General features: G+C 48.3%; 24 protein-coding genes. 15 read left to right on the forward strand and 9 right to left on the reverse strand.

From position 1 onward, the window contains the following. Nucleotides 1-10 precede the first annotated feature (10 nt). Both B3850_RS06105 and B3850_RS06110 read right to left on the reverse strand, forming a co-directional pair. Nucleotides 11-1,342: a hypothetical protein gene (locus B3850_RS06105; protein WP_286873737.1), complete on the reverse strand. Its 1,332-nt coding sequence runs from the start codon at nucleotides 1,340-1,342 to the stop codon at nucleotides 11-13. Nucleotides 1,343-1,459: 117 nt separating this feature from the next. Further along, a complete protein-coding gene (locus B3850_RS06110) occupies nucleotides 1,460-1,804 on the reverse strand; it encodes a lactoylglutathione lyase (protein ID WP_286873740.1) in 345 nt (114 codons plus the stop codon). 322 nt (nucleotides 1,805-2,126) lie between these two features. Here B3850_RS06110 and B3850_RS06115 point away from each other — a divergent pair, with 322 nt between their 5' ends. From B3850_RS06115 to B3850_RS06125, 3 genes are all read left to right on the forward strand, one after another. Further along, nucleotides 2,127-3,131, forward strand: coding sequence for an integron integrase (locus tag B3850_RS06115; RefSeq protein WP_286873744.1), 1,005 nt, complete (start codon nucleotides 2,127-2,129; stop codon nucleotides 3,129-3,131). A gap of 31 nt (nucleotides 3,132-3,162) precedes the next feature. Continuing rightward, nucleotides 3,163-3,642, forward strand: a complete 480-nt coding sequence (gene greB, locus B3850_RS06120) for a transcription elongation factor GreB (RefSeq protein WP_222236339.1) — start codon at nucleotides 3,163-3,165, stop codon at nucleotides 3,640-3,642. 63 nt (nucleotides 3,643-3,705) lie between these two features. Continuing rightward, a complete protein-coding gene (locus B3850_RS06125; protein ID WP_286873746.1) occupies nucleotides 3,706-6,033 on the forward strand; it encodes a Tex family protein in 2,328 nt (775 codons plus the stop codon). A gap of 13 nt (nucleotides 6,034-6,046) precedes the next feature. Here the strand turns inward: B3850_RS06125 and B3850_RS06130 are convergent, their stop codons facing one another. From B3850_RS06130 to B3850_RS06140, 3 genes are all read right to left on the reverse strand, one after another. After that, nucleotides 6,047-6,910, reverse strand: coding sequence for a putative metalloprotease CJM1_0395 family protein (locus B3850_RS06130; protein WP_286873748.1), 864 nt, complete (start codon nucleotides 6,908-6,910; stop codon nucleotides 6,047-6,049). Nucleotides 6,911-6,925: 15 nt separating this feature from the next. Beyond that, the gene (locus B3850_RS06135) at nucleotides 6,926-7,237 is read right to left on the reverse strand and encodes a flagellar basal body rod C-terminal domain-containing protein (RefSeq protein WP_053953168.1); all 312 of its coding nucleotides are present in this window, start codon (nucleotides 7,235-7,237) and stop codon (nucleotides 6,926-6,928) included. Nucleotides 7,238-7,343: 106 nt separating this feature from the next. Next, complete coding sequence (locus tag B3850_RS06140) at nucleotides 7,344-8,483, reverse strand: fatty acid desaturase (protein ID WP_273268551.1); 1,140 nt, start codon at nucleotides 8,481-8,483, stop codon at nucleotides 7,344-7,346. A 152-nt stretch (nucleotides 8,484-8,635) separates the two neighbouring features. Between B3850_RS06140 and fabR the strand changes: the two genes are divergently transcribed. Next, nucleotides 8,636-9,247, forward strand: a complete 612-nt coding sequence (fabR, locus tag B3850_RS06145) for an HTH-type transcriptional repressor FabR (protein ID WP_053953255.1) — start codon at nucleotides 8,636-8,638, stop codon at nucleotides 9,245-9,247. Between the two features lie 32 nt (nucleotides 9,248-9,279). Next, nucleotides 9,280-11,298: a S9 family peptidase gene (locus B3850_RS06150; protein ID WP_286873755.1), complete on the forward strand. Its 2,019-nt coding sequence runs from the start codon at nucleotides 9,280-9,282 to the stop codon at nucleotides 11,296-11,298. Between the two features lie 90 nt (nucleotides 11,299-11,388). Here the strand turns inward: B3850_RS06150 and pckA are convergent, their stop codons facing one another. Further along, complete coding sequence (gene pckA / locus B3850_RS06155) at nucleotides 11,389-12,990, reverse strand: phosphoenolpyruvate carboxykinase (ATP) (RefSeq protein WP_053953171.1); 1,602 nt, start codon at nucleotides 12,988-12,990, stop codon at nucleotides 11,389-11,391. Between the two features lie 210 nt (nucleotides 12,991-13,200). Between pckA and B3850_RS06160 the strand changes: the two genes are divergently transcribed. Next, nucleotides 13,201-14,520, forward strand: coding sequence for a sodium-dependent transporter (locus B3850_RS06160; protein WP_053953172.1), 1,320 nt, complete (start codon nucleotides 13,201-13,203; stop codon nucleotides 14,518-14,520). 17 nt (nucleotides 14,521-14,537) lie between these two features. Here B3850_RS06160 and coaD read toward each other — a convergent pair whose 3' ends face one another. Then, entirely contained in the window at nucleotides 14,538-15,035 is a 498-nt protein-coding gene (gene coaD / locus B3850_RS06165; RefSeq protein ID WP_053953173.1) for a pantetheine-phosphate adenylyltransferase, read from the reverse strand. 157 nt (nucleotides 15,036-15,192) lie between these two features. Here coaD and B3850_RS06170 point away from each other — a divergent pair, with 157 nt between their 5' ends. From B3850_RS06170 to B3850_RS06185, 4 genes are read left to right on the forward strand one after another with little or no spacing between them, the layout of a single operon-like run. Further along, complete coding sequence (locus B3850_RS06170; protein ID WP_058576628.1) at nucleotides 15,193-16,383, forward strand: glycine C-acetyltransferase; 1,191 nt, start codon at nucleotides 15,193-15,195, stop codon at nucleotides 16,381-16,383. 11 nt (nucleotides 16,384-16,394) lie between these two features. Further along, the gene (gene tdh / locus B3850_RS06175) at nucleotides 16,395-17,420 is read left to right on the forward strand and encodes an L-threonine 3-dehydrogenase (RefSeq protein WP_053953175.1); all 1,026 of its coding nucleotides are present in this window, start codon (nucleotides 16,395-16,397) and stop codon (nucleotides 17,418-17,420) included. Between the two features lie 5 nt (nucleotides 17,421-17,425). Continuing rightward, entirely contained in the window at nucleotides 17,426-17,761 is a 336-nt protein-coding gene (gene glpE, locus B3850_RS06180) for a thiosulfate sulfurtransferase GlpE (RefSeq protein ID WP_082343175.1), read from the forward strand. Nucleotides 17,762-17,764: 3 nt separating this feature from the next. Beyond that, nucleotides 17,765-18,616: a rhomboid family intramembrane serine protease gene (locus tag B3850_RS06185; protein ID WP_053953176.1), complete on the forward strand. Its 852-nt coding sequence runs from the start codon at nucleotides 17,765-17,767 to the stop codon at nucleotides 18,614-18,616. Here B3850_RS06185 and B3850_RS06190 read toward each other — a convergent pair. Further along, complete coding sequence (locus B3850_RS06190; protein ID WP_053953177.1) at nucleotides 18,610-19,008, reverse strand: flagellar basal body-associated protein FliL; 399 nt, start codon at nucleotides 19,006-19,008, stop codon at nucleotides 18,610-18,612. The two genes, B3850_RS06185 and B3850_RS06190, sit on opposite strands and share 7 nt — an antisense overlap. Nucleotides 19,009-19,084: 76 nt before the next feature. Here B3850_RS06190 and B3850_RS06195 point away from each other — a divergent pair, with 76 nt between their 5' ends. Next, nucleotides 19,085-19,672, forward strand: coding sequence for a chorismate--pyruvate lyase family protein (locus B3850_RS06195; RefSeq protein ID WP_286911540.1), 588 nt, complete (start codon nucleotides 19,085-19,087; stop codon nucleotides 19,670-19,672). A gap of 32 nt (nucleotides 19,673-19,704) precedes the next feature. Next, nucleotides 19,705-20,526, forward strand: coding sequence for a 4-hydroxybenzoate octaprenyltransferase (gene ubiA / locus B3850_RS06200; RefSeq protein WP_414654231.1), 822 nt, complete (start codon nucleotides 19,705-19,707; stop codon nucleotides 20,524-20,526). Between the two features lie 14 nt (nucleotides 20,527-20,540). Here ubiA and plsB read toward each other — a convergent pair whose 3' ends face one another. Next, nucleotides 20,541-22,994, reverse strand: a complete 2,454-nt coding sequence (gene plsB, locus B3850_RS06205; protein ID WP_286911542.1) for a glycerol-3-phosphate 1-O-acyltransferase PlsB — start codon at nucleotides 22,992-22,994, stop codon at nucleotides 20,541-20,543. 132 nt (nucleotides 22,995-23,126) lie between these two features. Here plsB and lexA point away from each other — a divergent pair, with 132 nt between their 5' ends. From lexA to coxB, 3 genes are all read left to right on the forward strand, one after another. Then, nucleotides 23,127-23,744, forward strand: a complete 618-nt coding sequence (gene lexA / locus B3850_RS06210; RefSeq protein WP_053953180.1) for a transcriptional repressor LexA — start codon at nucleotides 23,127-23,129, stop codon at nucleotides 23,742-23,744. Next, nucleotides 23,741-24,172, forward strand: coding sequence for a hypothetical protein (locus B3850_RS06215; protein WP_053953181.1), 432 nt, complete (start codon nucleotides 23,741-23,743; stop codon nucleotides 24,170-24,172). Before lexA ends, B3850_RS06215 begins: the two co-directional genes overlap by 4 nt. Nucleotides 24,173-24,471: 299 nt before the next feature. Continuing rightward, nucleotides 24,472-25,593 (forward strand): cytochrome c oxidase subunit II, encoded by a 1,122-nt coding sequence (gene coxB / locus B3850_RS06220; protein ID WP_273267161.1) that lies wholly within the window; start codon nucleotides 24,472-24,474, stop codon nucleotides 25,591-25,593. Nucleotides 25,594-25,603: the final 10 nt, after the last annotated feature.

Here is a 25,603-nt window from a genome sequence, read left to right on the forward strand (position 1 = left end):
ACCTAACGCTTCAATCAGCCGACGCGTTAGCGGTCGGCTGTATTGACTTGTTAGTTGCTATTTGCTGAAAGAACTGTCTTGAGTTAAATTCAGATTTTGTTACAAAATCTAACAAAGTTAACCACGACGTGTGTGATACGAATGATTTGCTAACCTCTACAAAAGTTGCCGTTGTAGCTGGTTTGCCTTCGTTAACAGCCGAATTGAAAGCCTTCCACAGAAAAAAAACATCGCTATTTCGCTCTTGAAGCTCATTGTTTAAGGCATCAAAGAGCAGTAAGCCGCAACTATAATGAATTTTACTGCTTTTTAAGGCAACGTTTCTATAATTGGTTTCAGTTCCAAAGCTACTCAAGCAATTTTCTTTTGCCTTCTCCATTTTACTCAGAAATATTTTATGATTACCGTGTATTTCTGAATATGAAAGACCGGCAAATAGTTCAGCACTACCTTCATGTAACCACGCGTCGGCTAAAGCTTCTACATTGCCAGCCTTTCCTTGGTATAAATGCGCCACTTCATGAGCAAAAAACCAAAATGTAGCATTTTCATCTAATTTTTCTATGGCTTTTTCTCCATACCAATGCATAAATATTTGCCTTGGCAGAGTCCCGCCTTGATTACCATAACGTCCATCGCTAGTCTGGCTATAGGAAGCATACAAGCTTGGGCGAAAGTTAAGTGCTCCCATGCGGGCGGCGAAATATGAAAGGATTTTTGGCAGGTTTTGAGACATCAACTCTTTCAGCGGTACAGGAAGACCTCTATCGATCAAACTGACAAAACTTTCATCTTGTATTGGCTCTCCCTTACCAACGTATACTTTTTGGCCGCTGTCGCTATCCACCCAACTGGCATCTCCAGTATAAACAACTCCGTCAACAATTATATTATCGTCTTTAGCCGCCCGAATACGGATATGCCATTCGTTTAATGAGCCATCACAAAGGTCCGGGCACGCAAAGAACCTGCCAGAATGAAACAGCATTCCTCCGTCAGTGAAAGGGGAAAAAGGTGCATAGTCTTTCGGTAATGAGATATATGTAGGTGTAAGTTCAAATTCAACTTGAGTGAAAGGTTTACCATCGACTCGTCTTACAGTTTCGTAGTCATTTACCTTAACAACTTTAAAATCTGCAGATTTAATTCTCCAACGCTTTCCCCTTGAGCTATCCGGACTTCTTTGAAAGGAAATACGTGTAACGGGTGCATCAGACGTATAACTGACACTCCAACTTCCAGCAGGGCTCTTTATGATAACAGCAGAGATTTCGCTAGCTGCTATCCCCCGGCTCGAAAACAGTAAAAGAAGTAATAGTATCCAGTTATAATTACGACACATGAATTTTACTCCATTAGCAACTAACGCTAAGCTAACGGGCAGTGACGTAGTGGCATAATCGCGAAGCGCCGCTGCGTTACTGTCCCAGTGACCGCAGGGAACGAGTTTAGCGCTTTGTTAGCTGTCCAACTGCGTAATATGCAACAGTTCATCTACAGGCCCCCATAAATAAAAAACCTTACCCCAAGACTCTTGTTGCACTGGCGTAATCTTAGTTTTATGTTCCGACTTAGAACATAACTCATGTGCATCGTAGATGTCTGAAACGCATATTTGCAACATGAAGTTCTTGGCTAAGTCTTCATTGTAGAAGCGCTGCAAAAAGAAAAGGCAATCCCCGTTTTCAAAAAGTGTGAGGTCGTCGGTTACGTATTCCGATTTGAACCCAATTTCCGAGTAAAAAGACTTTGAGATTTCATAATCCTTACTGGGAACAAAAGTTTTAATATCTATTACATCCATGATTCTTTCCAAAGGCAGCTAACATTTGTATATTGTGCGTGCGCACTTTGTTCTCCGTTAAACGGCAGATATTTTTTCGTAACTATTTAATAACTCAATCTATTTTTCAAAGAAGCTGCAAAAAAACGAGAAAACAATCCGAGCATGCTCATTTCCATTCTAACGAGTGCACGGTATCTAACTTTACGTTTTTATTATGTCATTGACATTAAACGAGTTAAATACGTAATACAACAACAAACTATGCATTATTGCTTACAAAACTAAGCCACAAGTTAAGCTAAAGTAAATCACTCAATTCAAAAATCGAGGATGGTAATTGATGTCTAGCCCATTTATTGAGCAATTACGCGCTGATATGCGCTTACGTGGTTACAGTTTAAGAACAGAGAAGTCATACTTAGGCTGGGTCCGTCAGTACATTTTCTTTCATAAAAAGCAACACCCTAAAAATCTGGGCAGTAATGAAGTTCGCGAGTTTCTAAGTTGGCTAGCTAACAAGCGCCATGTCGCTATCAATACTCAAAAAACGGCTTTAAATGCTTTAGTCTATCTCTATCATAAAGCACTTGGTATAACGCTTGGAGACTTAAATTTTAGCCTGGCGACCAAGCAGAGGCAACTGCCTGTTGTTTTATCCCCTCACGAAGTAATGAGCATTCTTAGTCAGCTAGCCGGACGTAACCGCTTAGTCGTTGAATTACTTTACGGGAGCGGCCTGAGAATCAGTGAGGCTTTAAGCTTAAGAGTTCAGGATGTGAATCTAGAAAATCTTTCTCTTACTATTCGTGATGGGAAAGGCAAGAAGGATCGGCAAACTTTGTTAAGCGAACGCTTAATTCCTCAGATTAAAGAGGCGATAAGTGCAGCATTAAAGGTACAAGCTAATGATAACAGTATCGGTGTCGGCCCATCACTGCCCAGTGCACTTGATAGAAAATATCCCAACGCTTTCAAGCAACCAGGTTGGATGTTCATCTTTCCATCGTCTTCTTTGTGCGCACATCCATACACTGGCGTTCTTTGTCGACATCATTTTCACAGTAGCGTCATTAGAAAGGCTCTTAAACCAGCAGTCATTCAAGCGAAGGTCTTCAAAAAAGTTAATTGTCACACTTTTCGTCACTCTTTCGCTACGCACTTGCTGCAAAGCGGTTGCGATATTCGTACTGTTCAGGAGCTGCTGGGCCACAACGATGTTAAGACCACCCAAATATACACGCATGTTATCGGTCAACATTACGCTGGTACGTCTAGCCCGTTAGACAATCTGGCATTTCCCTCAACTCCATTTCCTTCAATGAAAGAACCCAGTAAAATCCCCTAATCATTCAACGCAGGCATTAACGGTTCAGCGTATGAAAACCAATTTAATTACCCTTGGCGGTTATGAAAAGTTGCAGCAGGAACTCGAGCACCTGTGGCGGGTGGAGCGCCGCGAAACCGTGGAGAAGGTGTCGTGGGCGGCGAGCCTGGGCGACCGGTCTGAGAACGCGGATTATAAGTACAATAAGCAGAAGCTGCGTAAAATTGATGGTCGTATTCGATACTTAACCAAGCGTCTGGAGCAGGTGAAGGTTGTGTATTATTCGCCACAACAGGACGGTAAGGTGTTTTTTGGTGCCTGGGTGGAAATTGAGGACGAGGACGAAAACGTTCGGGCGTTTCAAATTGTCGGTCCGGACGAGATTTATGATCGCAAAGACGCGGTGTCTATTGATTCCCCCATGGCGCGCGCTCTGCTGAAAAAGCAGGTGGACGACGAGGCGGAGGTTAACACGCCGCAGGGCACCAAGACCTGGTTTATTAATAAGATAAGTTACCAACAGCCCGCGTAGCCAATTCGTGATAGTATTCGTCCCCATTATTTGTCGTAACGTATTAAAACCAAGAGATGTACTATGAGCCAGATACCGCAATTACTTGCTAATGAACTGAAGGTCGACGAGCGTCAGATTGCCGCTGTTATCCAGTTGCTGGACGAAGGCTCGACGGTGCCTTTTATTGCCCGTTACCGTAAAGAGGTAACCGGCGGTTTAGACGACACGCAATTACGTCAGCTGCATCAGCGCCTGAACTACCTGCGCGAGCTGGACGACCGCCGTCAGGTGATACTGAAGTCGATTGACGAGCAAGGCAAATTAACCGACGAACTGGCTCAGAGTATTAAAACCGCCGACTCGAAAACCGAGCTGGAAGATTTATATCTGCCTTACAAGCCTAAGCGCCGCACTAAAGGCCAAATTGCTATTGAGGCAGGCATTGAGCCGCTGGCCGATTTACTGTGGAAAGACCCAACGCAGAGCCCAGAGCAAGCCGCGGCTGACTACGTTGACGCGGACAAAGGCTTTGCGGACGCTAAAGCGGTATTAGACGGTGCTCGCGCTATTTTAATGGAGCGCTTTGCCGAGCAGGCGGAGCTGCTGAAGCGTTTGCGTTCTCACTTGTGGCAGAACGCGCACTTAACCAGCGCCGTTGCACCGGGTAAAGAAAAAGAAGGCGCGAAGTTCCGCGACTACTTTGAGTTTTCGGAGCTCTTTAAAACCATTCCCTCGCACCGCACGCTAGCGTTGCTGCGCGGCCGTAACGAAGGCTTTTTGCAGCTTTCTATGGACGCTGACCCGGGCAGTGAAGACAAAACCACTGGATCGCACTGCGAAGTCATTATTGCCGACTTCCTGAACTTTGAGCACAAAGGCCGCGCTGCCGATGACTGGCTGCGTCAGGTAATTCAGTGGACATGGCGGGTGAAGTTGTCACTGCACATGGAAACTGAACTTATGGCTCGTGTGCGTGAGCGCGCCGAAGAAGCGGCCATTCAAGTATTTGCCAGGAACCTGAAAGACTTGCTGATGGCGGCACCTGCGGGTGCAAAAACGACCATGGGCTTAGACCCGGGCGTTCGTACCGGTGTTAAGGTTGCGGTCGTGGACGAAACCGGTAAAGCGGTTGCTACTAACACGGTATTCCCGTTCCAGCCGCAAAACCAAATGGACAAAGCCATGCGCACGCTGGCAACTTTGTGCAAGCAGTACAAGGTTGAGCTTATCAGCATTGGTAACGGCACTCACTCGCGCGAGACCGACAAAATGGTTGGCGACATGCTCAAACAGCACAGCGAAATTAAAGCCACCAAGGTTATAGTGAATGAAGCCGGTGCATCGGTTTACTCTGCATCGGAATTGGCAGCACAAGAGTTTCCGGATATGGATGTGTCGCTACGTGGCGCAGTATCTATCGCCCGTCGCTTGCAGGATCCGTTAGCCGAGTTGGTTAAAATTGAGCCTAAATCCATTGGTGTCGGCCAGTATCAGCACGACGTTAGCCAGTCGCAACTCGCCCAAAGTCTGGATGCCGTCGTAGAAGACTGTGTAAACGCGGTGGGTGTGGATGCCAATATGGCTTCTGCGGCCTTGCTTCAGCGCGTTTCGGGTTTGTCGAAAACGCTAGCGAAAAACATTGTCGACTACCGAGACGCCAACGGTGCCTTTGCTAACCGTAAACAGTTACTCGATGTGCCACGCATGGGACCGAAAGCCTTTGAACAGGCAGCGGGCTTCCTACGTATTAACAATGGCGAGCAACCGTTAGATGCCTCAGCGGTTCACCCGGAAGCTTATTCAGTGGTCGAGCGCATGGCGAAGGCAAATGACTTGCCGGTACAAGAGCTTATTGGCAACCACTCATTGGTTAAAAGCCTGAACGCTGCCGACTACACCGACGAGCGCTTTGGTCTGCCAACGGTCACCGACATTTTGTCTGAGCTTGAAAAACCGGGCCGCGACCCGCGCCCTGAATTCAAAACGGCGGAGTTTAAAGAAGGTGTTGAGAAAGTCAGCGACCTGAAACCCGGCATGCAATTAGAAGGTGTGGTTACCAACGTGGCGAACTTTGGTGCCTTTGTGGATGTTGGCGTGCATCAGGACGGTTTGGTTCACATTTCAGCTTTAGCAGACAAGTTTGTCAGCGACCCGCGCGAAGTGGTGAAAGCCGGCGATATTGTGAAGGTTAAAGTGCTGGAAGTAGACATTGAGCGGAACCGTATTGGTTTAACCATGCGCTTAAATGACGAAGTTGCTGCGAAGCCGGCCGCTAAGACTAAGCCACAGGGTAGCAGCTCAAATAAAGGCAAGCCTCAGCGTGATCGTGGGAAGCAAAACAAGCAGCCACAAAATGCCGCTATGGGTAATGCCTTAGCCGACGCTTTTGCAAAAGCGAAACGGAAATAAATAAGAGAAAGGATTAAGCAGTAGCGCTGAATGAGTCCACGGATGGACGAACTTTATTGTCGTAGAAAGAAGCAACCATAGCGCCGCGTTCTGGCGCAGACAGAGTTTTCTTGCCTTGCTCAGCGGATGCTGCGCTGTCAGAAGAGTCTTTATCCGAGCCCTCACCTTCTAAGCTTTTCTTAAATGGCGCATTAATGCTGATATCAGGCGCTTGCTCGCCGTCTTCCCCTTCACCCTGCACTTGCTGTTGCGCTAATTCCGCTCGAGCTTGTGTGGCTTTGTTAGCAGCATCCGCAGCAATTGAGCGGTCAGCGGCAGAGGGTTGTGCCGGTGCTAATGCTGCACGGCGTACCACCTGCATTTTCTGAATAGTTGCCTGGGGGTCGCCCTGAACCGGGCTGACATCAATTTGAACCTCACCACCGACGGCATAAGACTTGCCGTCAGGTCCGCGTTCGTATTCATAAGAAGGTGAACCGGCATATTGCCCACCAACAGCAGCATGTGCTTGCTCGTGCACACGCACTTCCTGATCACGACTTTTCAGTTCATCAACTTTTTCGAGCTCCTGCTCGTCCAGTTGTTGGCCGTTCGGTTTCTTTTCTTCGGTCGCGTCAGCTTTTTTCTCGTCCTTAGTTTCTTCGGACTCAGAGCCTTTCGCTTCAGCACCTTTTTCACCTTCAGCTGAGTCCTGGCCTTTTTTGGCGACCTTGCCATTGGGTGAATAAGTTGGAGCTGCGCTGTCAGCGCTGTTGTTTTGCTTTTCAGTTGCGGTAGGTTCACTAACCAGCGCTTTCGCGGCATTGTCTGTCTGCATCGACTCCATAGGCGGAGCCGATGTAACAGGAATAGCCGGTAGCGCTGTGGTGATATTCATGGCTAGAACATTCAGTTACGCACTAGTATCGATAAGAGTGCCCAACATTTCGTCAGCGGTTTCTACTGTACGAGTATTGGCTTCAAAGTTAGTCTGCCCTTCGTTTAACGAAACCAGCGAGTCAGTTGTACTGGCGGCGTTAACACTTTGCGCCGTTTCAGTCGCAGTTTCCGTAGCTGGCTGACCACCATTTGTATTGGCATTGTCTTGCTGCTGCACGTCGTTACGACCCGCTGCAGATGCAATTTCCTGACTTGCTTCAGACACTTGCTGGTTTGCACGTTGCATACCCTGCAGGCCTGTATTCATTGCTGCGCCAATTTCCATAGTCACCTCTCTTGCACAATAAACTCATTGCGCCTACTTCGAAGAATGTACCCTCCAGTATTGATTATATTTTGTTCATTTTCAAGTACTGAAGGGTTAAATTCTTTTACGCGTGTTGTTGAATTTGGTTCAACAAAGCTTTCCAGTGACGCTTCTGCTCAGCAAGAGATTCACGCATGTCATCGACCTGTTTTTTCAATGCATCAATGTCATGGTTTAAGTGATCTTTTAAGTCCTGCGCTTTAGAGTCCAGCAGCTTTTTACGCGCTTTGTAGTATTCACGTAACTGCGTACCCAGTTGTTCGTAGTGCTCGTGCGCTTTTTCGAACAATGACTCTGGTGCGCTCATGGCCTTCTTACGGGCCACTTTTAACTGCATTTGCAGCTTCGCACGCTCGACCTGATACGGCGAGCTGCGTTTTAGGTTACGCGCTAAACCGAACCAACTGCTGGCACGAATAAGCCATTTGGTCGGGTCAAACTGCCACCAGCGAATGCCGTTGCGATAATCACTCGCAAAAATGTGGTGATAGTTATGATAGCCCTCGCCAAAAGTCATAAACGCCAGTACGCCATTGTCACGCGCCGTGTTTTTGTCCGTGTAAGGCTGTTTGCCCCAAATATGCGCCAGCGAGTTAATAAAGAACGTCGTGTGGTGGTTAAGCACCAGGCGCAATACACCAATAACCAATAAGCCGGCCCAAACATCGCCCAGCATAAAGCCGGCGGCAATTGGCCAACCGAAGTTCACGAACAGCGTCAGCGGCAGGTAATACTTGTGCTGCCACATAACGATAGGATCTTTCTGTAAGTCTTTGACATTGTCGTAGTCGGAATAACGACTCGCCTGATACTCGCGCAGCATCCAGCCAATGTGCGAATACCAAAAACCGCGCTTCGCCGAATACGGGTCTTTGTCGTTGTCATCGACATGCGTGTGATGCACACGGTGATCGGACGACCAGTGCAAGGCACTGTTTTGCAGCGCCACAGCGCCGCCTATTGCGAATAAAAAGCGCAATACCGGGTTAGCGTCGTACGTACGGTGCGCCCATAAACGATGGTAACCCGCAGTAATGGAAATACCCGCAAAACATGCGGTACCAAACATAACCCACCAAAATTCTGCGCCAATACCGACGGTGAACGCATATAAAGGAACACCAATGGCTGCTATAGCGAAAGTAATGGAGAACACTAGGGTGTTGAGCCAAATAAGAGGGGGTTTTTCAAAATTCTTTTGCATGTATATAACCTAAAACAATCAAAAAAGTCAGGTGACAAAACAGCGTACACCTGTTCGCTGAATGTACGGGTTTTGCGTTCAAATTACAAGCGGAAAATGTGTAAAGACCTGTGTTACTATTCGTTCAATAACAGCGAAGGATGGCAACAAATATGGCTGGGGTTCGAGCAAAACAGAAAGAAAAGACGCGCCGCGCACTGATTAACGCAGCGATGAATCAGCTTAGCGCTGAAGCCGGCTTTTCCAGCTTAAGTTTACGCGAAGTAGCACGCGAGGCAGGTATTGCACCAACGTCTTTTTACCGGCACTTCCGCGACATGGATGAGTTAGGGCTCACTCTGGTTGATGAGTGCGGTTTAGCCTTGCGTCAACTACTTCGCCAGGCACGACAACGCATTGAAACCGGCGGCTCTATTATCCGAGTGTCAGTAGAAACTTTTATGCAATTTGTGGCGGAAAACACGGCAATTTTTCGGCTACTTCTGCAGGAGCGCTCAGGCCGTTCGCGCAGCTTTCGTTTAGCGGTTGTGCGTGAAATTGAGCATTTTAAAGCTGAGCTGGAAGAGTATTTAGTGAATGAGCAGTCGTTTTCTCGTGAATTAGCAGAGCTGCAGTCAGACACTATCGCCAAAATTGTATTCAGTGCCGGGGCTGACTGTTTCGACGTAAACGAAGAAGAACGCGAACGCATTACCGAAACGACTATAGCGCAAGTGCGCCTGGTTGCGCGTGGCGCCGAAGCAACAAAACGATTTATGAAGTAAACCTAAACATTAGAACAACAACGGAGACAACTATGCTTTTACGTGTAGCAGGGGGTATCGCGTTAGCGACTTGGGCAGTCGATGCCGACGCCCGTGAAATGACGCTAATGGATACCGTAACAACAGAGTCAGTACGTATGGCTGACCTATCGCCAACAGGCGAATTTACTGCGGTTCTTCGCTCTATTCCACGTGCGCCGTATGAAGACGACGATGGTTACGGATACACTGAGTTAGCGCTTATTAACGCGCAAGGCGAAGCTACGTCTTACCTGAGCAAAGATGACAAGTTCAGCCGCGTTAGCTTCGGCCCCAAAGGAGAGTATCTTTATTTCACCGCTAAAAAAGACGGCGACGACTACCAGGAACTGTATCGCATGCCGGTTAATGGCGGTGGCGTACAGTCGGTATTTGAATTCGACGGTAATATTGGTAGCTACGACTTAAGCGAAGACGGCGCACAGTTAGTGTTCTTGTCCTCTGGCCCTAAAGACAGCGACAAAGAAAAGCTGTCTAAAAAAGGTTTTAAAGCAGAAGTTTATGAAGAAGATTTAACCTATACACAGGCCTACCACGTAACGCTTGGTGAGGAAGACGCTGAAGCTAAGGCGGTAACGCCGGATGATCAGCAAGTTTACTCAGTAGCATTTCACCCGAACAACGAACAGTTATTAGTTCGCACTGCACCTACCCCGCTTATTGATGACAACTATATGAGCAGCCAGTACCAGCTCATTGGTTTAGATGGCGAAGTGGCTGCTACTTTTGAGGCTGAAGGCAAGTTGGGTCGTGCTGAGTTTTCACCGGACGGTCGCTACTTAGCCATGATTCGTGCAGCAGACTATAACGACCCGTCTGCCGGCTCTTTGTTTGTTTACGACACTCGCGAACAAGAGCATCGCAACGTATTGCCTAACTACGAAGGCTCGGTGAAAGACTTCATCTGGCGCACCGGTGAAGAGCTAGTCTGGCTTGGCCACCGTGGTACTGAGTCAGAAGTTCAGGCATTAACGCTTAAATTCCTGGAAAGCCGCGTTCTGGTTGAGCCGGGTGAAGCCATCGTGACAAGCATTGACGGCGAAGCGGGTAAATCGGAATTTGTACTGACTGCACACCGCCCTTCTCACCCAAGCGAAGCCTTTAAGTACGCCAACGGTGGGTTAGAGCGTTTAACAGACTCAAACCCTTGGTTGTCAGAAATTGATATGCCACGTCAGGAAACCATTACCTATGAAGCGCGCGATGGCTTAGAGCTGGAAGGTATATTGGTTTACCCGAAAGACTACGAAGAAGGCAAAAGCTACCCGACCGTTATGGTCATTCATGGCGGTCCTGAGTCGCATTACAGCAACGGCTGGTTAGATCGCTATGCGTCGCCGGTTAAGCATGCTGCGTCTAAAGGCTATGCGTTGTTCTTCCCTAACTACCGTGGCAGCACCGGACGTGGCGTTGAGTTCTCAAAGCTAGGTCAGAACGACTACGCGGGTAAAGAGTTCGACGACATTGTTGATGCCAAAGAGCACCTAGTGGCCATGGGCATTGCTGATGAGTCTCGCGTTGGTATTACCGGCGGCTCTTACGGTGGTTATGCTTCGGCCTGGGGCGCAACGGCGCAAACTGAGCACTTCGCAGCCAGCGTTATGTTCGTCGGTATTAGCAATAACTTGTCGAAATTCGGCACCACCGATATTCCTAAAGAAATGCACGCCGTTCACGCGCGTAGCTACCCGTGGGACAAGTGGGAATGGTACTTAGAGCGCAGCCCTATTTACCACGCAGAGAAGGCTCGTACGCCAATTCTGATTATGCACGGTAAAGAAGACACGCGTGTGCATCCGTCACAGTCGATGGAGCTATACCGTTACCTGAAAACTCACGGTAATGTGCCAGTACGCTTGGTATTCTACCCGGGCGAAGGCCATGGTAACCGCAAAGTGGCGGCACAGTTAGACTACAGCATGCGTTTCATGCGTTGGATGGATACTTTCCTGGTAGAGAAAGCGGAAGAGAAACCATCGTTCGAACTGCCACACGCAGAACAACTGAAGTAAGTCTTATCGCCCCGTTCAATCGGGGCATTAAAAAACCCCGCAGCACATAGTGTGTTGCGGGGTTTTTAGTATTTAACCTTATACCGTTGGCTAAAGCTTAGGACCAGCTGCCACTAAGGCTTTACCGTTCTCGGTGTCGGTAAACTTCTCGAAATTGGCCACGAAACGTTCCGCTAAGTCTTTCGCACGAACGTCCCACTCGCCGTCTTCTTCATAAGTTTTACGTGGGTCTAAAATGCTGCTGTCTTCAACACCAGCTAACTGAGTTGGCATGGCCAGGTTAAAGTATGGCAGTTCAACAAACTCAGCGTCTTCAATAGAGCCGTCTAAGATAGAGTCGATGATAGCGCGCGTTGCTTTAATAGAGATACGCTTGCCAGTACCGTTCCAACCCGTGTTAACCAGGTAAGCTTCTGCGCCAGCTGCTTCCATACGTTTTACCAATACTTCTGCATACTGGGTTGGGTGCAGGCTTAAGAATGCCGCACCAAAACAGCTTGAGAAAGTCGGTGTTGGCTCAGTCACACCGCGCTCAGTACCCGCTAATTTCGCGGTAAAGCCAGACAGGAAGTGGTACTGCGCCTGCTCTTTGGTCAGCTTAGATACCGGCGGTAATACGCCAAATGCGTCAGCGGTCAAGAAGATTACTTTCTTCGCGTGACCCGCTTTAGACACCGGCTTAACAATGTTGTCGATGTGGTAAATAGGGTAAGAAACACGAGTGTTCTCGGTTTTCGAGTTGTCATCAAAGTCGACAACGCCATTTTCATCAACCGCAACGTTTTCTAATAGCGCGTCGCGACGAATCGCGTTGTAAATATCCGGTTCTGCTTCTTTCGACAGGTTGATGGTTTTCGCATAACAGCCGCCTTCAAAGTTGAAGACACCATCGTCGTCCCAACCGTGCTCGTCGTCACCAATCAGTGCGCGTTTAGGGTCAGTCGACAGCGTGGTTTTACCGGTACCCGACAAGCCAAAGAAGATAGCAACGTCACCTTCTTTACCAACGTTTGCTGAACAGTGCATTGACGCAATGCCTTTTAGCGGCAGGAAGTAGTTCATCATTGAGAACATACCTTTTTTCATTTCGCCGCCGTACCAGGTACCGCCAATTAACTGGATTTTCTCAGTTAAGTTAAACGCCACAAAGTTTTCAGAGTTCAGCTCTTGTTCTTGCCACTTAGGGTTAATGCATTTCGCACCGTTCATGACCACGAAGTCTGGCTCGAACGTTTCCAGTTCTTCTTCGCTTGGGCGAATGAACATGTTTTTCACGAAGTGCGCCTGCCATGCCACTTCAGTAATGAAGCGAACCGCTAAGCGTGTATCTTCGTTAGCACCGCAATAGGTGTCGACGACAAACAAGCGTTTGTTCGACAGCTGCTCAGTTACTAAGCCTTTCAGTTCTTTCCAGGTTTCGGTCGACAGAGGTTTGTTGTCGTTTTTACCCTGATCAGCCCACCACACAGTGTCACGCGTAGTGTCGTCACGAACAATATATTTATCTTTTGGTGAACGGCCGGTGAATATTCCGGTATCGACAGCAACCGCTCCTAAATCCGTTACCGTGCCTTTTTCGTAACCCTGCAGGTCATCGCGAGTTTCTTCTTCAAACAGCAGGTCGTAGGACGGGTTGTGGACGATTTCTTCGACATCGGTGATGCCGTAGCGGCTCAGATCCAGATTTGGCATGACGTAAGGCTCCTGAGATTACGGTCTTGTACGTTAACGTTTAGGTCAGCTGCGTTTACTCGAAACGTCCTGTTCAGTAATTGGGCAACCGGCTGAAATTCAGGGCGCGAATAGTAACCCGATTGACTAAAAAAAGATAGGGCAAAATTTTCTCAGTTCGTTAGAATGCCCGCCTGACTTAAGTAGGGGCAGTAAGCTTTTTGGACATTTATGCGTGATTCATTTCATAGCCGCATTGGCTTTATTTTAGCGGCCGCGGGTTCCGCTGTCGGACTCGGCAACATTTGGGGCTTTCCGACGCAAGTAGCCAACCATGGTGGTGGCGCTTTTTTACTCGTGTACCTGTGCGTTATTTTTATTTTGGCTATTCCCGCCCTTTATAGCGAACTGCTCATAGGTCACAGCGCACAGGCTAACCCGGTTAAGTCATTGACTCTGCTTTCCGGCGGTAAAGCTCGCCCGGTCGGTAGGTTAATGGGCTATTTGAACGTACTGGGCTCATGCTTAATGCTGAGCTTCTATCACGTAGTCGCCGGTTGGATGGTGGTTCACGCACTCGGCTTCTTAGCCAAAGGCGTTGGCCTCACATCGGTGTCCGAATTCCTGCTGAACAGCTCTATGCCGCGCGACTTAATATTCACGGGGCTGTTTTTAACCGCCACCGCATTAGTCGTCTTCCAGGGCGTGGAAAAAGGTATTGAGCGTTGGTCCAAGCGTTTAATGCCAACATTGGTGGTTCTGCTAGTCGGCCTGATTATTTACATGCTGACGTTACCAGGCGCCAGCGTCGGTTTAGAACGTTACCTGATACCGGACTTCACACAAATAACCAATACCAGTATTTTAGTTGCCGCTATGGGTCAGGCATTCTTCTCACTGTCGATTGGCCTGGGCGGCATGATGATTTATGGCTCGTACTTAAAGCCCGGTGCAAAACTGGGTCGTTTGAGCCTTTCAGTTGCAGCGCTTGATACCTTCATAGCGTTTTTAGCCGGCTTACTGATTATTCCAGCACTATACGCAGGCATTCATTTAGGCGTTTCCGTTGGTGAAGGCACCGAGCTGGTTGGCGAAGGACAGCTCATTTTTGCGGTACTGCCGGAGCTATTCAACAGCATGGGCGTTGCCGGGCCGTTTGTCGCGTTTGCATTCTTTAGCTTACTGAGTATTGCCGCGCTAACCTCGACCATTGCTCAGGCGGAAGTTCCTGTGTCTTATTGCATTGAAGAGCGCAAACTGAGCCGCCCGGTTGCAACCGCCGCGTCATTAGCGCTTATTGGTGTGTTCTCACTATTACTGATTTTATTCTTCGAGCCACTGTTTGGTTGGGTCGTCACCGCTGTGACACAGTTCCAGCTGCCGCTGTCTGGCTTATTCTATTTACTGGTAGTGGGTTGGTTATGGCGCCGCAGCAACCACTTAAAAGAAATTGCTGCGGGCAGTTTCGGGCTTACGTTATTGCGCTGGCACATTCGTTACTTATGCCCGGTTCTAATGAGTATCGTATTTTACCACGTAGCCCTTAGCTAATACTGTCGGGTCAGGCATTACTGACCCGGACGTTTCCCCGCAAATTTCTGCTCTAAAGCCGACGCCACTCGCGCGTCGGTAAAGCCAGATACATCACCGCCATGCAATGCCACTTCTTTCACCAGCGACGACGAAATGAACGAGTTTTCTTCAGCTGGTGTTAGAAAGACGCTTTCCAAATTAGGATCCAAACGGCGGTTCATGTTCGCCAGCTGGAATTCATACTCAAAGTCGGACACCGCACGCAGTCCACGAATAAGCACCGTTGCATCGTATTCGTGAGCAAAGTCCACCAAAAGACCCGAAAAACCGACCACACTGACATTATCGAGCTTTTCGGTCACTTGCTGCGCCAGTAAAACCCGCTCTTCTAGCGTGAATAAAGGTTTTTTACTGGGGCTTTCTGCTATACCAACAACCACTTCGTTGAATAGCGCTGCTGCGCGTTCAATAAGGTCTGCATGCCCATTGGTAATAGGGTCAAAAGTGCCTGGGTAAATAGCTCGGCGATGCATAAACTCTCCTAAACCGACAAATTATCGCTCAAATTTCCCTAAAGAGTACACGCAATTGGACACCAAACAAAAGTCTGAAATTGAAATTAAGGATGCGAGTTGGGGCTAACATCAGTAAACTAGAGGGTAACGAATTTTTCAAATCATGGAGTCGAACATGAGTTCTGCGTTTTACCAGCAACTGGCCGACCAACTGGCTGAAACCAAAGCCGAAGGGCTTTACAAGAAAGAGCGTATTATTACCTCTGATCAAAGTTCTGAAATTACCGTTAATGACCACCGTGTGCTTAACTTCTGCGCCAATAACTACTTGGGTCTGGCGAATCACCCTGACCTTATTGCGGCAGCCAAAAAAGGTCTGGACGAGCATGGTTTTGGTACGGCTTCTGTCCGTTTTATTTGCGGTACACAGGACATTCACAAAACGCTGGAACAAAAGCTGAGTGACTTTTTAGGCACCGAAGACACCATTTTGTATTCGTCGTGCTTTGATGCGAACGGCGGCTTGTTCGAAACGCTTATGGGGCCGGAAGATGCCATTATTAGTGACGAGCTGAACCACGCCAGCATCATTGACGGCATCCGTTTGAGCAAAGCCAAGCGTTACCGTTACAAAAACAACAATCTGGAAGACCTGGAAGCACAGCTTAAGCAGGCTGACGCTGACGGCGCACGCCATAAGCTTATTGCGACCGACGGCGTGTTCTCTATGGACGGTGTTATTGCGGACTTAAAAGGCATTTGTGACCTGGCCGATAAATACAACGCACTGGTTATGATGGACGACTGTCACGCCACTGGTTTCTTAGGTGAGAACGGCAAAGGTACACACGAATACTGTGACGTACTGGGCCGTGTCGATATTATCACCGGCACCTTAGGTAAAGCCTTAGGCGGTGCATCTGGTGGCTACACTTCAGGCAAGAAAGAAGTCATTGATTGGTTACGTCAGCGTTCGCGCCCATACCTGTTCTCTAACTCGGTAGCACCAGCCATTGTTCAGGCGTCTATTCGCGTACTGGAAATGCTGGAAAATGGCCATGAACTGCGCGCTCAGTTGTGGGAAAACGCCCAGTACTTCCGTGAGAAAATGACCGCGGCCGGCTTTACCCTGAGCGGTGCTGATCACGCCATTATTCCAGTCATGGTTGGCGACGCACGCTTAGCATCGGAAATGGCGGATAAATTGCTGGAAGAAGATATCTACGTGATCGGATTCTCCTTCCCTGTCGTTCCTAAAGGCAAAGCTCGTATCCGCACGCAAATGTCGGCGGCTCACACACGCGAACAATTGGATCGCACCATTGAAGCCTTTACCCGCATTGGTAAAGAGCTGGGTGTGATTTAAGGAGTATTGAAATGAAAGCTTTGGCGAAACTGCATTCCAAACCCGGCATTTGGATGACCGATGTCGAGAAGCCGGAATGCGGCTATAACGATATTCTGATTAAAATTAAGAAAACGGCAATTTGTGGTACCGACGTACACATTTACAAGTGGGACGACTGGTCGCAAAAAACCATTCCGGTACCTATGGTAGTCGGTCACGAGTACGTGGGCGAAGTTGCTGCTATGGGCGACGGTGTTCGTGGTTTTGAGATTGGTGATCGCGTTTCTGGCGAAGGCCATATTACTTGCGGCCACTGCCGTAACTGCCGCGCCGGCCGTCGTCACTTATGTCGCAACACCTACGGAGTTGGTGTTAACCGTCCGGGCGCATTCGCTGAGTATTTAGCACTGCCCGCAGAAAATGCGTTTAAACTGCCAGACGATGTGACCGACGAAATGGCGTCTATTTTTGACCCATTCGGTAATGCCGTACACACGGCTCTCGCTTTTGACTTAGTCGGCGAAGACGTATTGATTACAGGCGCTGGCCCTATCGGTATTATGGCGGCAGCGGTGGCTCGTCACGTTGGCGCGCGCCATGTGGTTATTACCGATGTTAACGAATACCGCCTGGACTTAGCCCGTAAAATGGGTGTCACCCGTGCGGTCGACGTCAGCAAAGAAAAGCTGTCTGACGTAATGACAGAGCTCGGCATGAAAGAAGGCTTTGACGTGGGACTTGAAATGTCTGGTGTGCCTTCTGCGTTTTCACAAATGCTGGCGACCATGAACCACGGCGGCAAAATTGCTATGTTAGGTATTCCGCCAGAGAATGTCGCCATTGACTGGAACGAAGTTATTTTCAAAGGTCTGGTCATTAAAGGCATTTACGGTCGTGAAATGTTCGAAACTTGGTACAAAATGGCGAGCTTGCTACAGTCAGGCTTAGATATTTCGCCGATATTAACGCACGAAATGTCAGTCGACGACTTCGAAAAAGGCTTTGAAACCATGATTTCAGGTCAGTCGGGTAAAGTCATTCTGAACTGGGACTAAACCCTATGAGTGCAGACGAACGTACCTACGAATTAGTGGAGCTAAACACCGCGGCAGAGCACTGGCAAGCCGGTGATGCGGTGTTTGCCGACATTCGCGACCCACAGTCTTTTGCGATGGGTCACATTCCGGGTGCGCAGCGCATCGACAACAGTAATTTGGGCGTATTTTTGGAGTCTGTCGACAAAAACGCCCCTATTATTGTGGTTTGTTATCACGGTATTAGTAGCCAGGGCGCCGCAGAATATATTGCGGCGCAGGGCTTTACTAATGTCAGTAGCATGAACGGCGGTTTTACCGCCTGGTCAATGTCTTACCCCGAGCACGTTAACAAGGAATAAACCATGCGCCGATTGCTGAGCAGTAAAGACCCGGAATGGATGCGAAAGCTCTACCAATATCTGCGTCAGCACGGCATACCGGTTAGCGTCACGGAAAAAGGCGAGCAACTTGAACTATGGCTGCACCAAAGCAGCTACGAGGCGCTCGCTAAAGATCTTGTTCAACAATGCAAAGCGAACCCTGAGCTGCTGGACGAAGAGCCGCAGCAGTCGGCTTCAACACAAGACTCAAACCAACCTTCTTCAACGTCGCGTCGCTCAGCGCCTATTTCCTTGACACTTTTAGCGCAAAGTGGCTGGCTCACACGAATAGTCGCAGCACTAGCGGCTTTGGTCTTTTTAGTTCTGAATATGTGGCCTGAAGCTACGTTAGAAGCTCTAAAAATCAGTCGCTTCTTTAACGCACTGCCCTTTGACCAGCCCTGGCGTTTTGTCACTCCGGTCTTCATGCATTTCACGCTGCTTCATATTGTGTTTAATGTATTTTGGTGGTGGTATTTAGGCGGTCGTATAGAGAAGACACTGGGCACTTCCTGGCTACTGGCCCTATTCTTGTTTTCCGGCATTACCGCCAATGTTATTCAGTACCTAATGAATGGTCCTAACTTTGGTGGCATGTCCGGTGTGGTTTATGGTCTGCTTGGTTTCTGCTGGGTGTATAGCTTCCGCCGGGCGACACCGCTGTATCTGCCGCCGGGGCTCATTGTCTTTATGCTGCTTTGGCTAGTGCTGGGTTACACCGGCGTACTTTGGGTCAACGTAGCCAACGAGGCGCATTTAGCCGGATTACTGTCAGGGTGCTTAGCGGGCTTTGTGGTGCGGGCGCTAAACCCGACACCCAAAATTCGTTACTGATAAATATACTTGGTAAAAATAACTTCTTTTATGACCGGGTTGCCGGTTTCCTGAGTCATTAATTCTTTGGCGCGCTCCAGACATTTGAGTCGCAGCTGGTCACGTCCTGTCATAGTCCGAACCTGACGCTCCGTTGCCGTACTGAATATGTTTATAAAGGCATCCCGCAGTAACGGTGCATGATGCTCGACCACACTCACGTAGCTAGGGTCCGGAACCATAACTTCTACCGCAACGCGCACAAACCCCAGGCGGTAATCATTCCCTTCTTTTAAAAAGTTTGTTGTTATGTCGGGTTCAAAACCATAGTACGCAACCTCGTCTTGCGCGCTTGCAACTGTGCTTAATAAACACATTGTTAGCAGTAAACCCAATGTCCGAATCAGTTTCATATAGCCACCCAGCTTTCGCTGTTCAATTGTTTCCTCTTTGCTATCATAGCGATAGAGCTTGATAACGCCAATACAAATGACAACAGAGTTATACCCAACACCAACATTTCCTGTCAGTGAACCGCTTAAATGGCAGGCTCCTGATAAGGTCGAGCTAACCTCTACACAGCATGACTGGCTGTGCTTCGAGGGCTCTTTAACCCAGCGTCTGAAAAGTAATTGCGGGCATTTTGAGGTTCGTTTATTAGGGCAACAGGAAATGCTGCCTCATGACGAAGAGTGCCGTCGCTTAAAGCAGAGTCAGCCCGCGGTAGTGCGCGAAGTACTGCTATACTGTGATGGTAAACCCTGGGTGTTTGCCCGCAGTATTTTCGCAAAAAGCGCCGAAAACAACGAGCAGTTGCAACTTTCAGAATTAGGTAACCGTTCATTGGGCGACTCGTTATTTCAACGAGAAGACTTAACTTCAGGGCCCATTGAAGTAGCGACTGTGGCGGAATCTCATGTTATAGGCAAACTGAACCAGCAATGGTTTAGTCAGTCGACCTCCTTACTTGGTCGCCGCCGAATATTCTCGACCGCAGGCGAGCAACTGTTAGTGAGCGAGATATTTTTAACGTCATCACCACTTTACGACCATGAGTTAGAGGTAGAGAACAAGTGATAGCACAAAAACTTCAGGCTTTTTGGCAGTTAATGCGAGCGGACCGCCCCATTGGTACTTATTTGCTGGCGTGGCCGACAATATGGGCTTTGCTGATTGCCGGCACCGGTAACCCGCCACTGAAAATTGTGGTGATATTTTTGCTGGGTACTTTTGTGATGCGCTCCGCCGGTTGTGTGATCAATGACTTTGCCGACCGCAACTTTGATGGTCATGTCAGGCGCACTAAGCAACGCCCTATTCCCGCCGGAAAAATTTCCGCAACGGAAGCTATTATTGGTTTCTTTATTTTGCTGGCTATTGCTTTTGGACTGGTGCTTCAGCTGAATACCAACACCGTTATGCTGAGCTTCCTGGCTGCCGGCGTTGCCGCACTTTACCCTTTCTGCAAACGCTGGACTCACCTACCCCAAGTGGTACTGGGCGTAGCCTTCAGTTTCGGCATACTAATGGCGTTTACGGCACTAGAGTCCAGTGAGTGGTTTATCGCTGCTTTGTTGTTTATCGCCAATATTATTTGGACCGTGGCTTACGATACCGAATACGCCATGGCCGACCGGGAAGACGACTTAAAAATTGGTCTGCAAAGCACGGCTATTTTATTTGGCCGTTACGACAAACTCATTATTGCGTTATTACAGCTGGTTGTCATCGGCTTGCTGGCATGGGTGCTCTATATACTCACAGCGGACTGGATAGCCTGGGCGGCGCTTGCGATAAGTGTGCTGTTGTTTATGTACCAGCACTGGTTAATACGCCATCGCGAGCCAATGAAATGCTTCCAGGCCTTTTTGCACAACCATTACGTCGGTATGGTTTTCGCTATAGGCCTGGCATTACATTACTGGTACTAAGTTTACACTAAAGGCTATTCACTCGGCTGATTGACGAACTGCTGCACCGACTGCCTTATAGTTTGCAGGACAGGCCCGTCAATCAGCTCATCGACCTGGTCACTTAACGCCCCAACCGGCTCAGCCGCAATTTGCTGACCATCGTCATCAATTTCAACCAGCCCCTGCTGCTTAAGACTAGCAATTAATGTCGCCATGACTTTCTTGTCATAAAACTCCGGCGCGTCAATTCCGTGGATAGAACTTAAACGCTCGGCCAGAGTAATAGACTGTTTCTCAAGCTCCGCCCGCATTATTGGCTGTGCCTGCTGAAGAAGCTCTAACACAATACAGTAGCGTTGCAGAGTTTCACTGGCACTGTTGGCTAGCAAGCGCAAACGATACCACTCGGCACTTTCACGCTTCGCAATGACACAGTCGCTACCTTCGCAGGTAATTAATTGCTGACGTGCCAGCTCTTCGCATAGCGCCTCCACCCACAATGGAATTTCGTCAGTTTCGTGGCTAAGGTACAGCTCTGCCTTTAGCATGGGGTAAATAGCTTGAGTGCGCTCGACAATCTCATTAACCGACACACGCTTTTTCGCCATGATAATTGAGGCTACAATGCCCGGCACAACCATCATGTGCAGTATGTTGTTACGGTAATATGTCATCGCAATAGCCGACATACGTTCGAGCGAGATAACTTCGCCCATAGTATCTGACTCAATTTTAAACTTATCGGTGCGCAGCGCCTGCTGCCACAATTCTTCCGGCGTTTCTTTCGGCACACTAATATCGGTGCTGTAAGGCACTTCTTTTAACACACCCAGATACACTTCGAGCTGAGCTAATAACTCTTCTTTCGTCAGCGCATGATGCTCAGAGCTGAGCAATGCCAGAGCCGTTAGGTTCACACTGTTTGCGGCTGCGGAATCGTTTATACCTTGCATAACGCGTTCGGCCAAACCGTTTACCACAGGGGTTAACCAATTCGGTCTTAGAGGCTCTTCGGCCCCTCGCGTTACCGACTTATGCCAGTCAGGTGCATTACAATCCAGCGTATGCTTTAAATCGATAGGCTGACCGAAAGTTACAAAGCCCTGACCAAAATTACGCAATTTGGTAATTGTTTTTAGAATTTGAAAAACGGATTCTTTCTCTTTGTCCTTACCTTTTAACTCCTTCAGGTAAGTGGCGACTTCCATGATGTGTTCATAACCAAGATACACCGGCACCAACGACACTGGGCGTTGTTGATCACGCAGCATACCCTGAACGGTCATAGCGAGCATGCCAGTCTTTGGCGGCAATAAACGCCCAGTTCTGGAACGACCGCCTTCACTGAAGTATTCCACCGGGTAGCCTTTTTGAAACAGCCAGCACAAGTACTCGCGAAAGACCGCGGAATAAAGCTTATTGCCACGGAAACTGCGGCGTATAAAGAACGCGCCACCACGACGGAAAATGCCGCCAACCGGGAAGAAGTTCAGATTCACCCCTGCTGCAATATGGGGCGGCACCAAGCCTTCTTTATAAATAACATAGCTCAGTAGCAAGTAATCCATGTGACTTCTGTGACACGGCACGTAGATAATTTCGTGTCCCTGCTGAGCAAGACGACGTATGCGTTCACCGCCTTTTACATGAATACCGTTATAAATACGGTTCCACATCCAGGTCATAAAGCGATCGAGTACTCGCACTAATGTCGAGCTGTAATTCGCCGCAATTTCGTCAATGTAAGAGAGTGCTTTTTTGCGAGCTTCCTCTTCACTAATTTTCTTGCCTTTGGCCTCGTCGGCAACGGCCTTCTTGAGCGCTGGCGTGTTAATAAGCTGCGCCATAAGCTCTTTCCGATGACTAAGCTTGGGTCCGGCAACTGCATGACGCATGCGAACAAAGTGAACACGGGCAACACGCGCCAATTTATGGGCTATGCGCATGTCTGCGCCGTAATCATTAGCCATTTGACCTAAACTGACGCTACGCGAGAAGCGCAACAAGACCTGACGACCTGAAAAAAGCACAAGCCAGAATTTACGAATAGCGCCTGGGTTATCGAGGTCACCCGTCATTGCCTTGCCGGCAGTTGCTTCCTGGCCTGCCTGGCGCCCCCAGAACACCCCTGCGGGTATCAGCTGTAAGTCGAGGTTGCTATTGTCTTTATGTAACTTCAATAACTGATGGAATTCTTGCACCGCTTTTTCAGAGGTTTCGTTGGCAAATTCTTCCAAATACATAACCCGGCTGTATTCTTTGCCATTAATTTCAAGCGGTTCGAGAGGATCAGGCAGGCCTCGGCGCTTAGCTGCACGCTGCAATATGGACAGATCAGCCGTAGAGGTTGAACGCATAACGTAAGCCACCGGCTTTTGCACCGTGGTTTTGTGATCAGTTTCATCGCCGTCCCAAATATCTTCGAACCGTGTTAGCCAACGTAACGGATACTTCAACACCGCGTAAAAAGGGCTTTTTTTGCTCATACATCAACCTCTGTTTTAAACAGAGCTATAGGATACCAACTTAAAAAATAAAAGTCGTTGGTGAAATGACTTGCGAAATAAAAATACCTGTATATACTCACAGTATCACTGTACATAAACACAGGTTCGAATATGCGCCCTTTAACACCAAGACAGTCGGAAATACTAGAGCTTATTAAAGACAATCTGCACGCAACCGGTATGCCGCCGACACGTGCGGAAATTGCTTCCAAGCTTGGCTTTCGCTCTGCCAACGCCGCCGAAGAGCATTTAAAGGCGTTAGCGCGTAAAGGTGTTATTGAAATTATGCCAGGTATGTCTCGCGGCATTCGCTTAGTCGGCGACGACTTTGATGTCGCCGAAGGTTTGCCGCTGATTGGCCAGGTCGCCGCCGGTGAGCCGCTGCTTGCAGAACAGCATGTTGAAGGGCATTACAAAGTCGACGAATCATTATTTCAGCCTGCCGCCAGCTTTCTCCTGAAAGTTAACGGTATGAGCATGAGAGACATTGGTATCTTGGACGGTGACTTACTTGCCGTGCATAAAACTGAGCAAGCCAGAAATGGACAGGTTGTTGTTGCTCGGGTTGAAGACGAAGTCACGGTAAAACGGTTTGAGCGCAAAGGTCGCACTGTCTTGTTACATCCGGAAAATCCAGAATTCTCCACCATCACTGTTGATCTAGCATCGCAAGTATTCGCGATTGAAGGTCTGGCGGTTGGTGTTATCAGAAATGGAGCTGCACTATGAAAATTCAACAGAACAACAAATTGCACCACCCGGGTTTGTGGAAAGCTGCACCGACGGATATTAAGTTTGAACAAGAAACAGGCGCAGAGGCAGTCGAGACAGACGCCTTATCACCAGCTGTTCAGAATGCTTTACAACAAAAGCCAAGTGAATGGGTCACCGTTATCGGCGGTGACAAAAATGTCATTGCCCAGCTTATTGAATCCGGTGTTGCGGAGCATCAAATTCGTTGGTTACGCAGTCACTCTGCCGAACGTTGTGAGTGGGCATTGGAGCAAGCGCTATTAGCGGGAAACAGCAGTATGGTTATTGCCTATCTCGACTCTGTCTCAAGCCGCACATGGCAGCGCGCAAAAATGGCAAGTAAATTAAGTCACACTCAATACTTCCTGTTTGATAAAAACACACTAACATCCCACCTCCACTAAATCCTCGTTAGTGTGTTTCTTCCTTGATAGGCTGCTTCGGCAGCCTTTTTTTAACAGATCAGCTCATTTATTGACCATTTGTTTGATTTGATCTGGATCTTTCTTTGTAAATTAGTTAATAAATGTACTACCCGACTATAAAAATATTATAACAACGATAATTATAACAAAGAGTCTGTAGAGAAAGTGATTTCTGGGGAGAAGCTGTTCCTTTTTCTGCTTACCTCTTTGTTCTTCGAATTTTGATCGGAATTGGCCTTTCGGTCTCATTGAAGAATAAGAGGAGAAGTCACGTGAAAATGAAGCCTCTGTGGGCACTATTGGCTATGTTGAGCTTACCTGCTAGCGCAGAAAACCAACTCAACCTAACCAAGGGTGTTACTGAAGTCAGTAACCGAGTTTACGACCTGCACATGACGATATTTTACATCTGTTGTGCCATTGGTGTGGTCGTGTTCGGTTTAATGTTCATTTCGATGATTCGCCATCGCAAATCGAAAAACCCCAAACCAGCGAATTTCCACGAGAACGTAAAAGTTGAAATTGCCTGGACCATTATTCCACTGTTAATTCTTGTGGGTATGGCCATTCCGGCAACAACAACCCTAATTGCTATGGAAGATACATCAGACGCTGATGTCACTATTCAGGTTACGGGTTCGCAATGGAAATGGCACTACAAATACTTCGAGAATGACGTTGAGTTCTTCAGTCGTTTGGCGACTCAACAAGAACAAATAGACAATAAATTCGACAAAAGCGAAAACTACTTACTCGAAGTCGATCGCCCGCTGGTTATTCCAACGGGTCAAAAAGTCCGCTTCCTGGTAACTTCCGACGACGTTATTCACAGTTGGTGGGTTCCTGACTTCGCGGTTAAGAAAGACGCTAACCCCGGCTTCATCAACGAAACCTGGACCAAAGTAGACGAGCCTGGTATTTACCGTGGTCAGTGCGCCGAGCTTTGCGGTCAGGATCACGGATTCATGCCTGTGGTTGTTATTGCCAAAGAGCCGGCTGAATACGAAAAGTGGATAACCGAGCTTGAAGCAGAGCAAGAAGCCGCTCGCGAGCGTGAGCAAGAGCTCTTAGCCATGGAAATGTCAGAAGACGAACTCATGGACTTAGGCGAGAAAGTTTACAACAGTACTTGTGCTTCATGTCACCAACCTACCGGCCAAGGTGTTGACGGCGTATTCCCTGCATTGGCAGGAAGCGGTGTATCTGTCGACCCAGACGCTAAAGCAAAACATATAGACATCGTTGTTAATGGCGTTACCGGCACTGCTATGCAGGCGTTCGGCCAACAGCTGAGCATGCGTGAGCTTGCAGCTGTTATCACCTACGAGCGTAATGCCTGGGGTAACGACACCGGCGACCTGATACAGGCAGCCGACATTAACGAAGTCATGAATCAATAAGGAGACGGTG

The sequence above is a fragment of the Idiomarina sp. UBA4520 genome (genome assembly GCF_002388365.1).
GTDB lineage: Bacteria > Pseudomonadota > Gammaproteobacteria > Enterobacterales > Alteromonadaceae > Idiomarina > Idiomarina zobellii.

What these genes read in the sequence shown, in the direction of transcription:
- B3850_RS06110 (WP_286873740.1), bottom strand. Translation starts at nt 1,804, where the DNA reads ATGGATGTAATAGATATTAAAACTTTTGTTCCCAGTAAGGATTATGAA.
- coaD (WP_053953173.1), bottom strand. Translation starts at nt 15,035, where the DNA reads ATGCATCGCCGAGCTATTTACCCAGGCACTTTTGACCCTATTACCAAT.
- B3850_RS06140 (WP_273268551.1), bottom strand. Translation starts at nt 8,483, where the DNA reads ATGCAAAAGAATTTTGAAAAACCCCCTCTTATTTGGCTCAACACCCTA.
- B3850_RS06160 (WP_053953172.1), top strand. Translation starts at nt 13,201, where the DNA reads ATGCGTGATTCATTTCATAGCCGCATTGGCTTTATTTTAGCGGCCGCG.
- B3850_RS06130 (WP_286873748.1), bottom strand. Translation starts at nt 6,910, where the DNA reads ATGAATATCACCACAGCGCTACCGGCTATTCCTGTTACATCGGCTCCG.
- greB (WP_222236339.1), top strand. Translation starts at nt 3,163, where the DNA reads ATGAAAACCAATTTAATTACCCTTGGCGGTTATGAAAAGTTGCAGCAG.
- B3850_RS06195 (WP_286911540.1), top strand. Translation starts at nt 19,085, where the DNA reads ATGACAACAGAGTTATACCCAACACCAACATTTCCTGTCAGTGAACCG.
- B3850_RS06190 (WP_053953177.1), bottom strand. Translation starts at nt 19,008, where the DNA reads ATGAAACTGATTCGGACATTGGGTTTACTGCTAACAATGTGTTTATTA.
- plsB (WP_286911542.1), bottom strand. Translation starts at nt 22,994, where the DNA reads ATGAGCAAAAAAAGCCCTTTTTACGCGGTGTTGAAGTATCCGTTACGT.
- glpE (WP_082343175.1), top strand. Translation starts at nt 17,426, where the DNA reads ATGAGTGCAGACGAACGTACCTACGAATTAGTGGAGCTAAACACCGCG.
- lexA (WP_053953180.1), top strand. Translation starts at nt 23,127, where the DNA reads ATGCGCCCTTTAACACCAAGACAGTCGGAAATACTAGAGCTTATTAAA.
- pckA (WP_053953171.1), bottom strand. Translation starts at nt 12,990, where the DNA reads ATGCCAAATCTGGATCTGAGCCGCTACGGCATCACCGATGTCGAAGAA.
- B3850_RS06170 (WP_058576628.1), top strand. Translation starts at nt 15,193, where the DNA reads ATGAGTTCTGCGTTTTACCAGCAACTGGCCGACCAACTGGCTGAAACC.
- coxB (WP_273267161.1), top strand. Translation starts at nt 24,472, where the DNA reads ATGAAGCCTCTGTGGGCACTATTGGCTATGTTGAGCTTACCTGCTAGC.
- tdh (WP_053953175.1), top strand. Translation starts at nt 16,395, where the DNA reads ATGAAAGCTTTGGCGAAACTGCATTCCAAACCCGGCATTTGGATGACC.
- fabR (WP_053953255.1), top strand. Translation starts at nt 8,636, where the DNA reads ATGGCTGGGGTTCGAGCAAAACAGAAAGAAAAGACGCGCCGCGCACTG.
- B3850_RS06185 (WP_053953176.1), top strand. Translation starts at nt 17,765, where the DNA reads ATGCGCCGATTGCTGAGCAGTAAAGACCCGGAATGGATGCGAAAGCTC.
- B3850_RS06215 (WP_053953181.1), top strand. Translation starts at nt 23,741, where the DNA reads ATGAAAATTCAACAGAACAACAAATTGCACCACCCGGGTTTGTGGAAA.
- ubiA (WP_414654231.1), top strand. Translation starts at nt 19,705, where the DNA reads ATGCGAGCGGACCGCCCCATTGGTACTTATTTGCTGGCGTGGCCGACA.
- B3850_RS06150 (WP_286873755.1), top strand. Translation starts at nt 9,280, where the DNA reads ATGCTTTTACGTGTAGCAGGGGGTATCGCGTTAGCGACTTGGGCAGTC.
- B3850_RS06115 (WP_286873744.1), top strand. Translation starts at nt 2,127, where the DNA reads ATGTCTAGCCCATTTATTGAGCAATTACGCGCTGATATGCGCTTACGT.
- B3850_RS06135 (WP_053953168.1), bottom strand. Translation starts at nt 7,237, where the DNA reads ATGGAAATTGGCGCAGCAATGAATACAGGCCTGCAGGGTATGCAACGT.
- B3850_RS06125 (WP_286873746.1), top strand. Translation starts at nt 3,706, where the DNA reads ATGAGCCAGATACCGCAATTACTTGCTAATGAACTGAAGGTCGACGAG.
- B3850_RS06105 (WP_286873737.1), bottom strand. Translation starts at nt 1,342, where the DNA reads ATGTGTCGTAATTATAACTGGATACTATTACTTCTTTTACTGTTTTCG.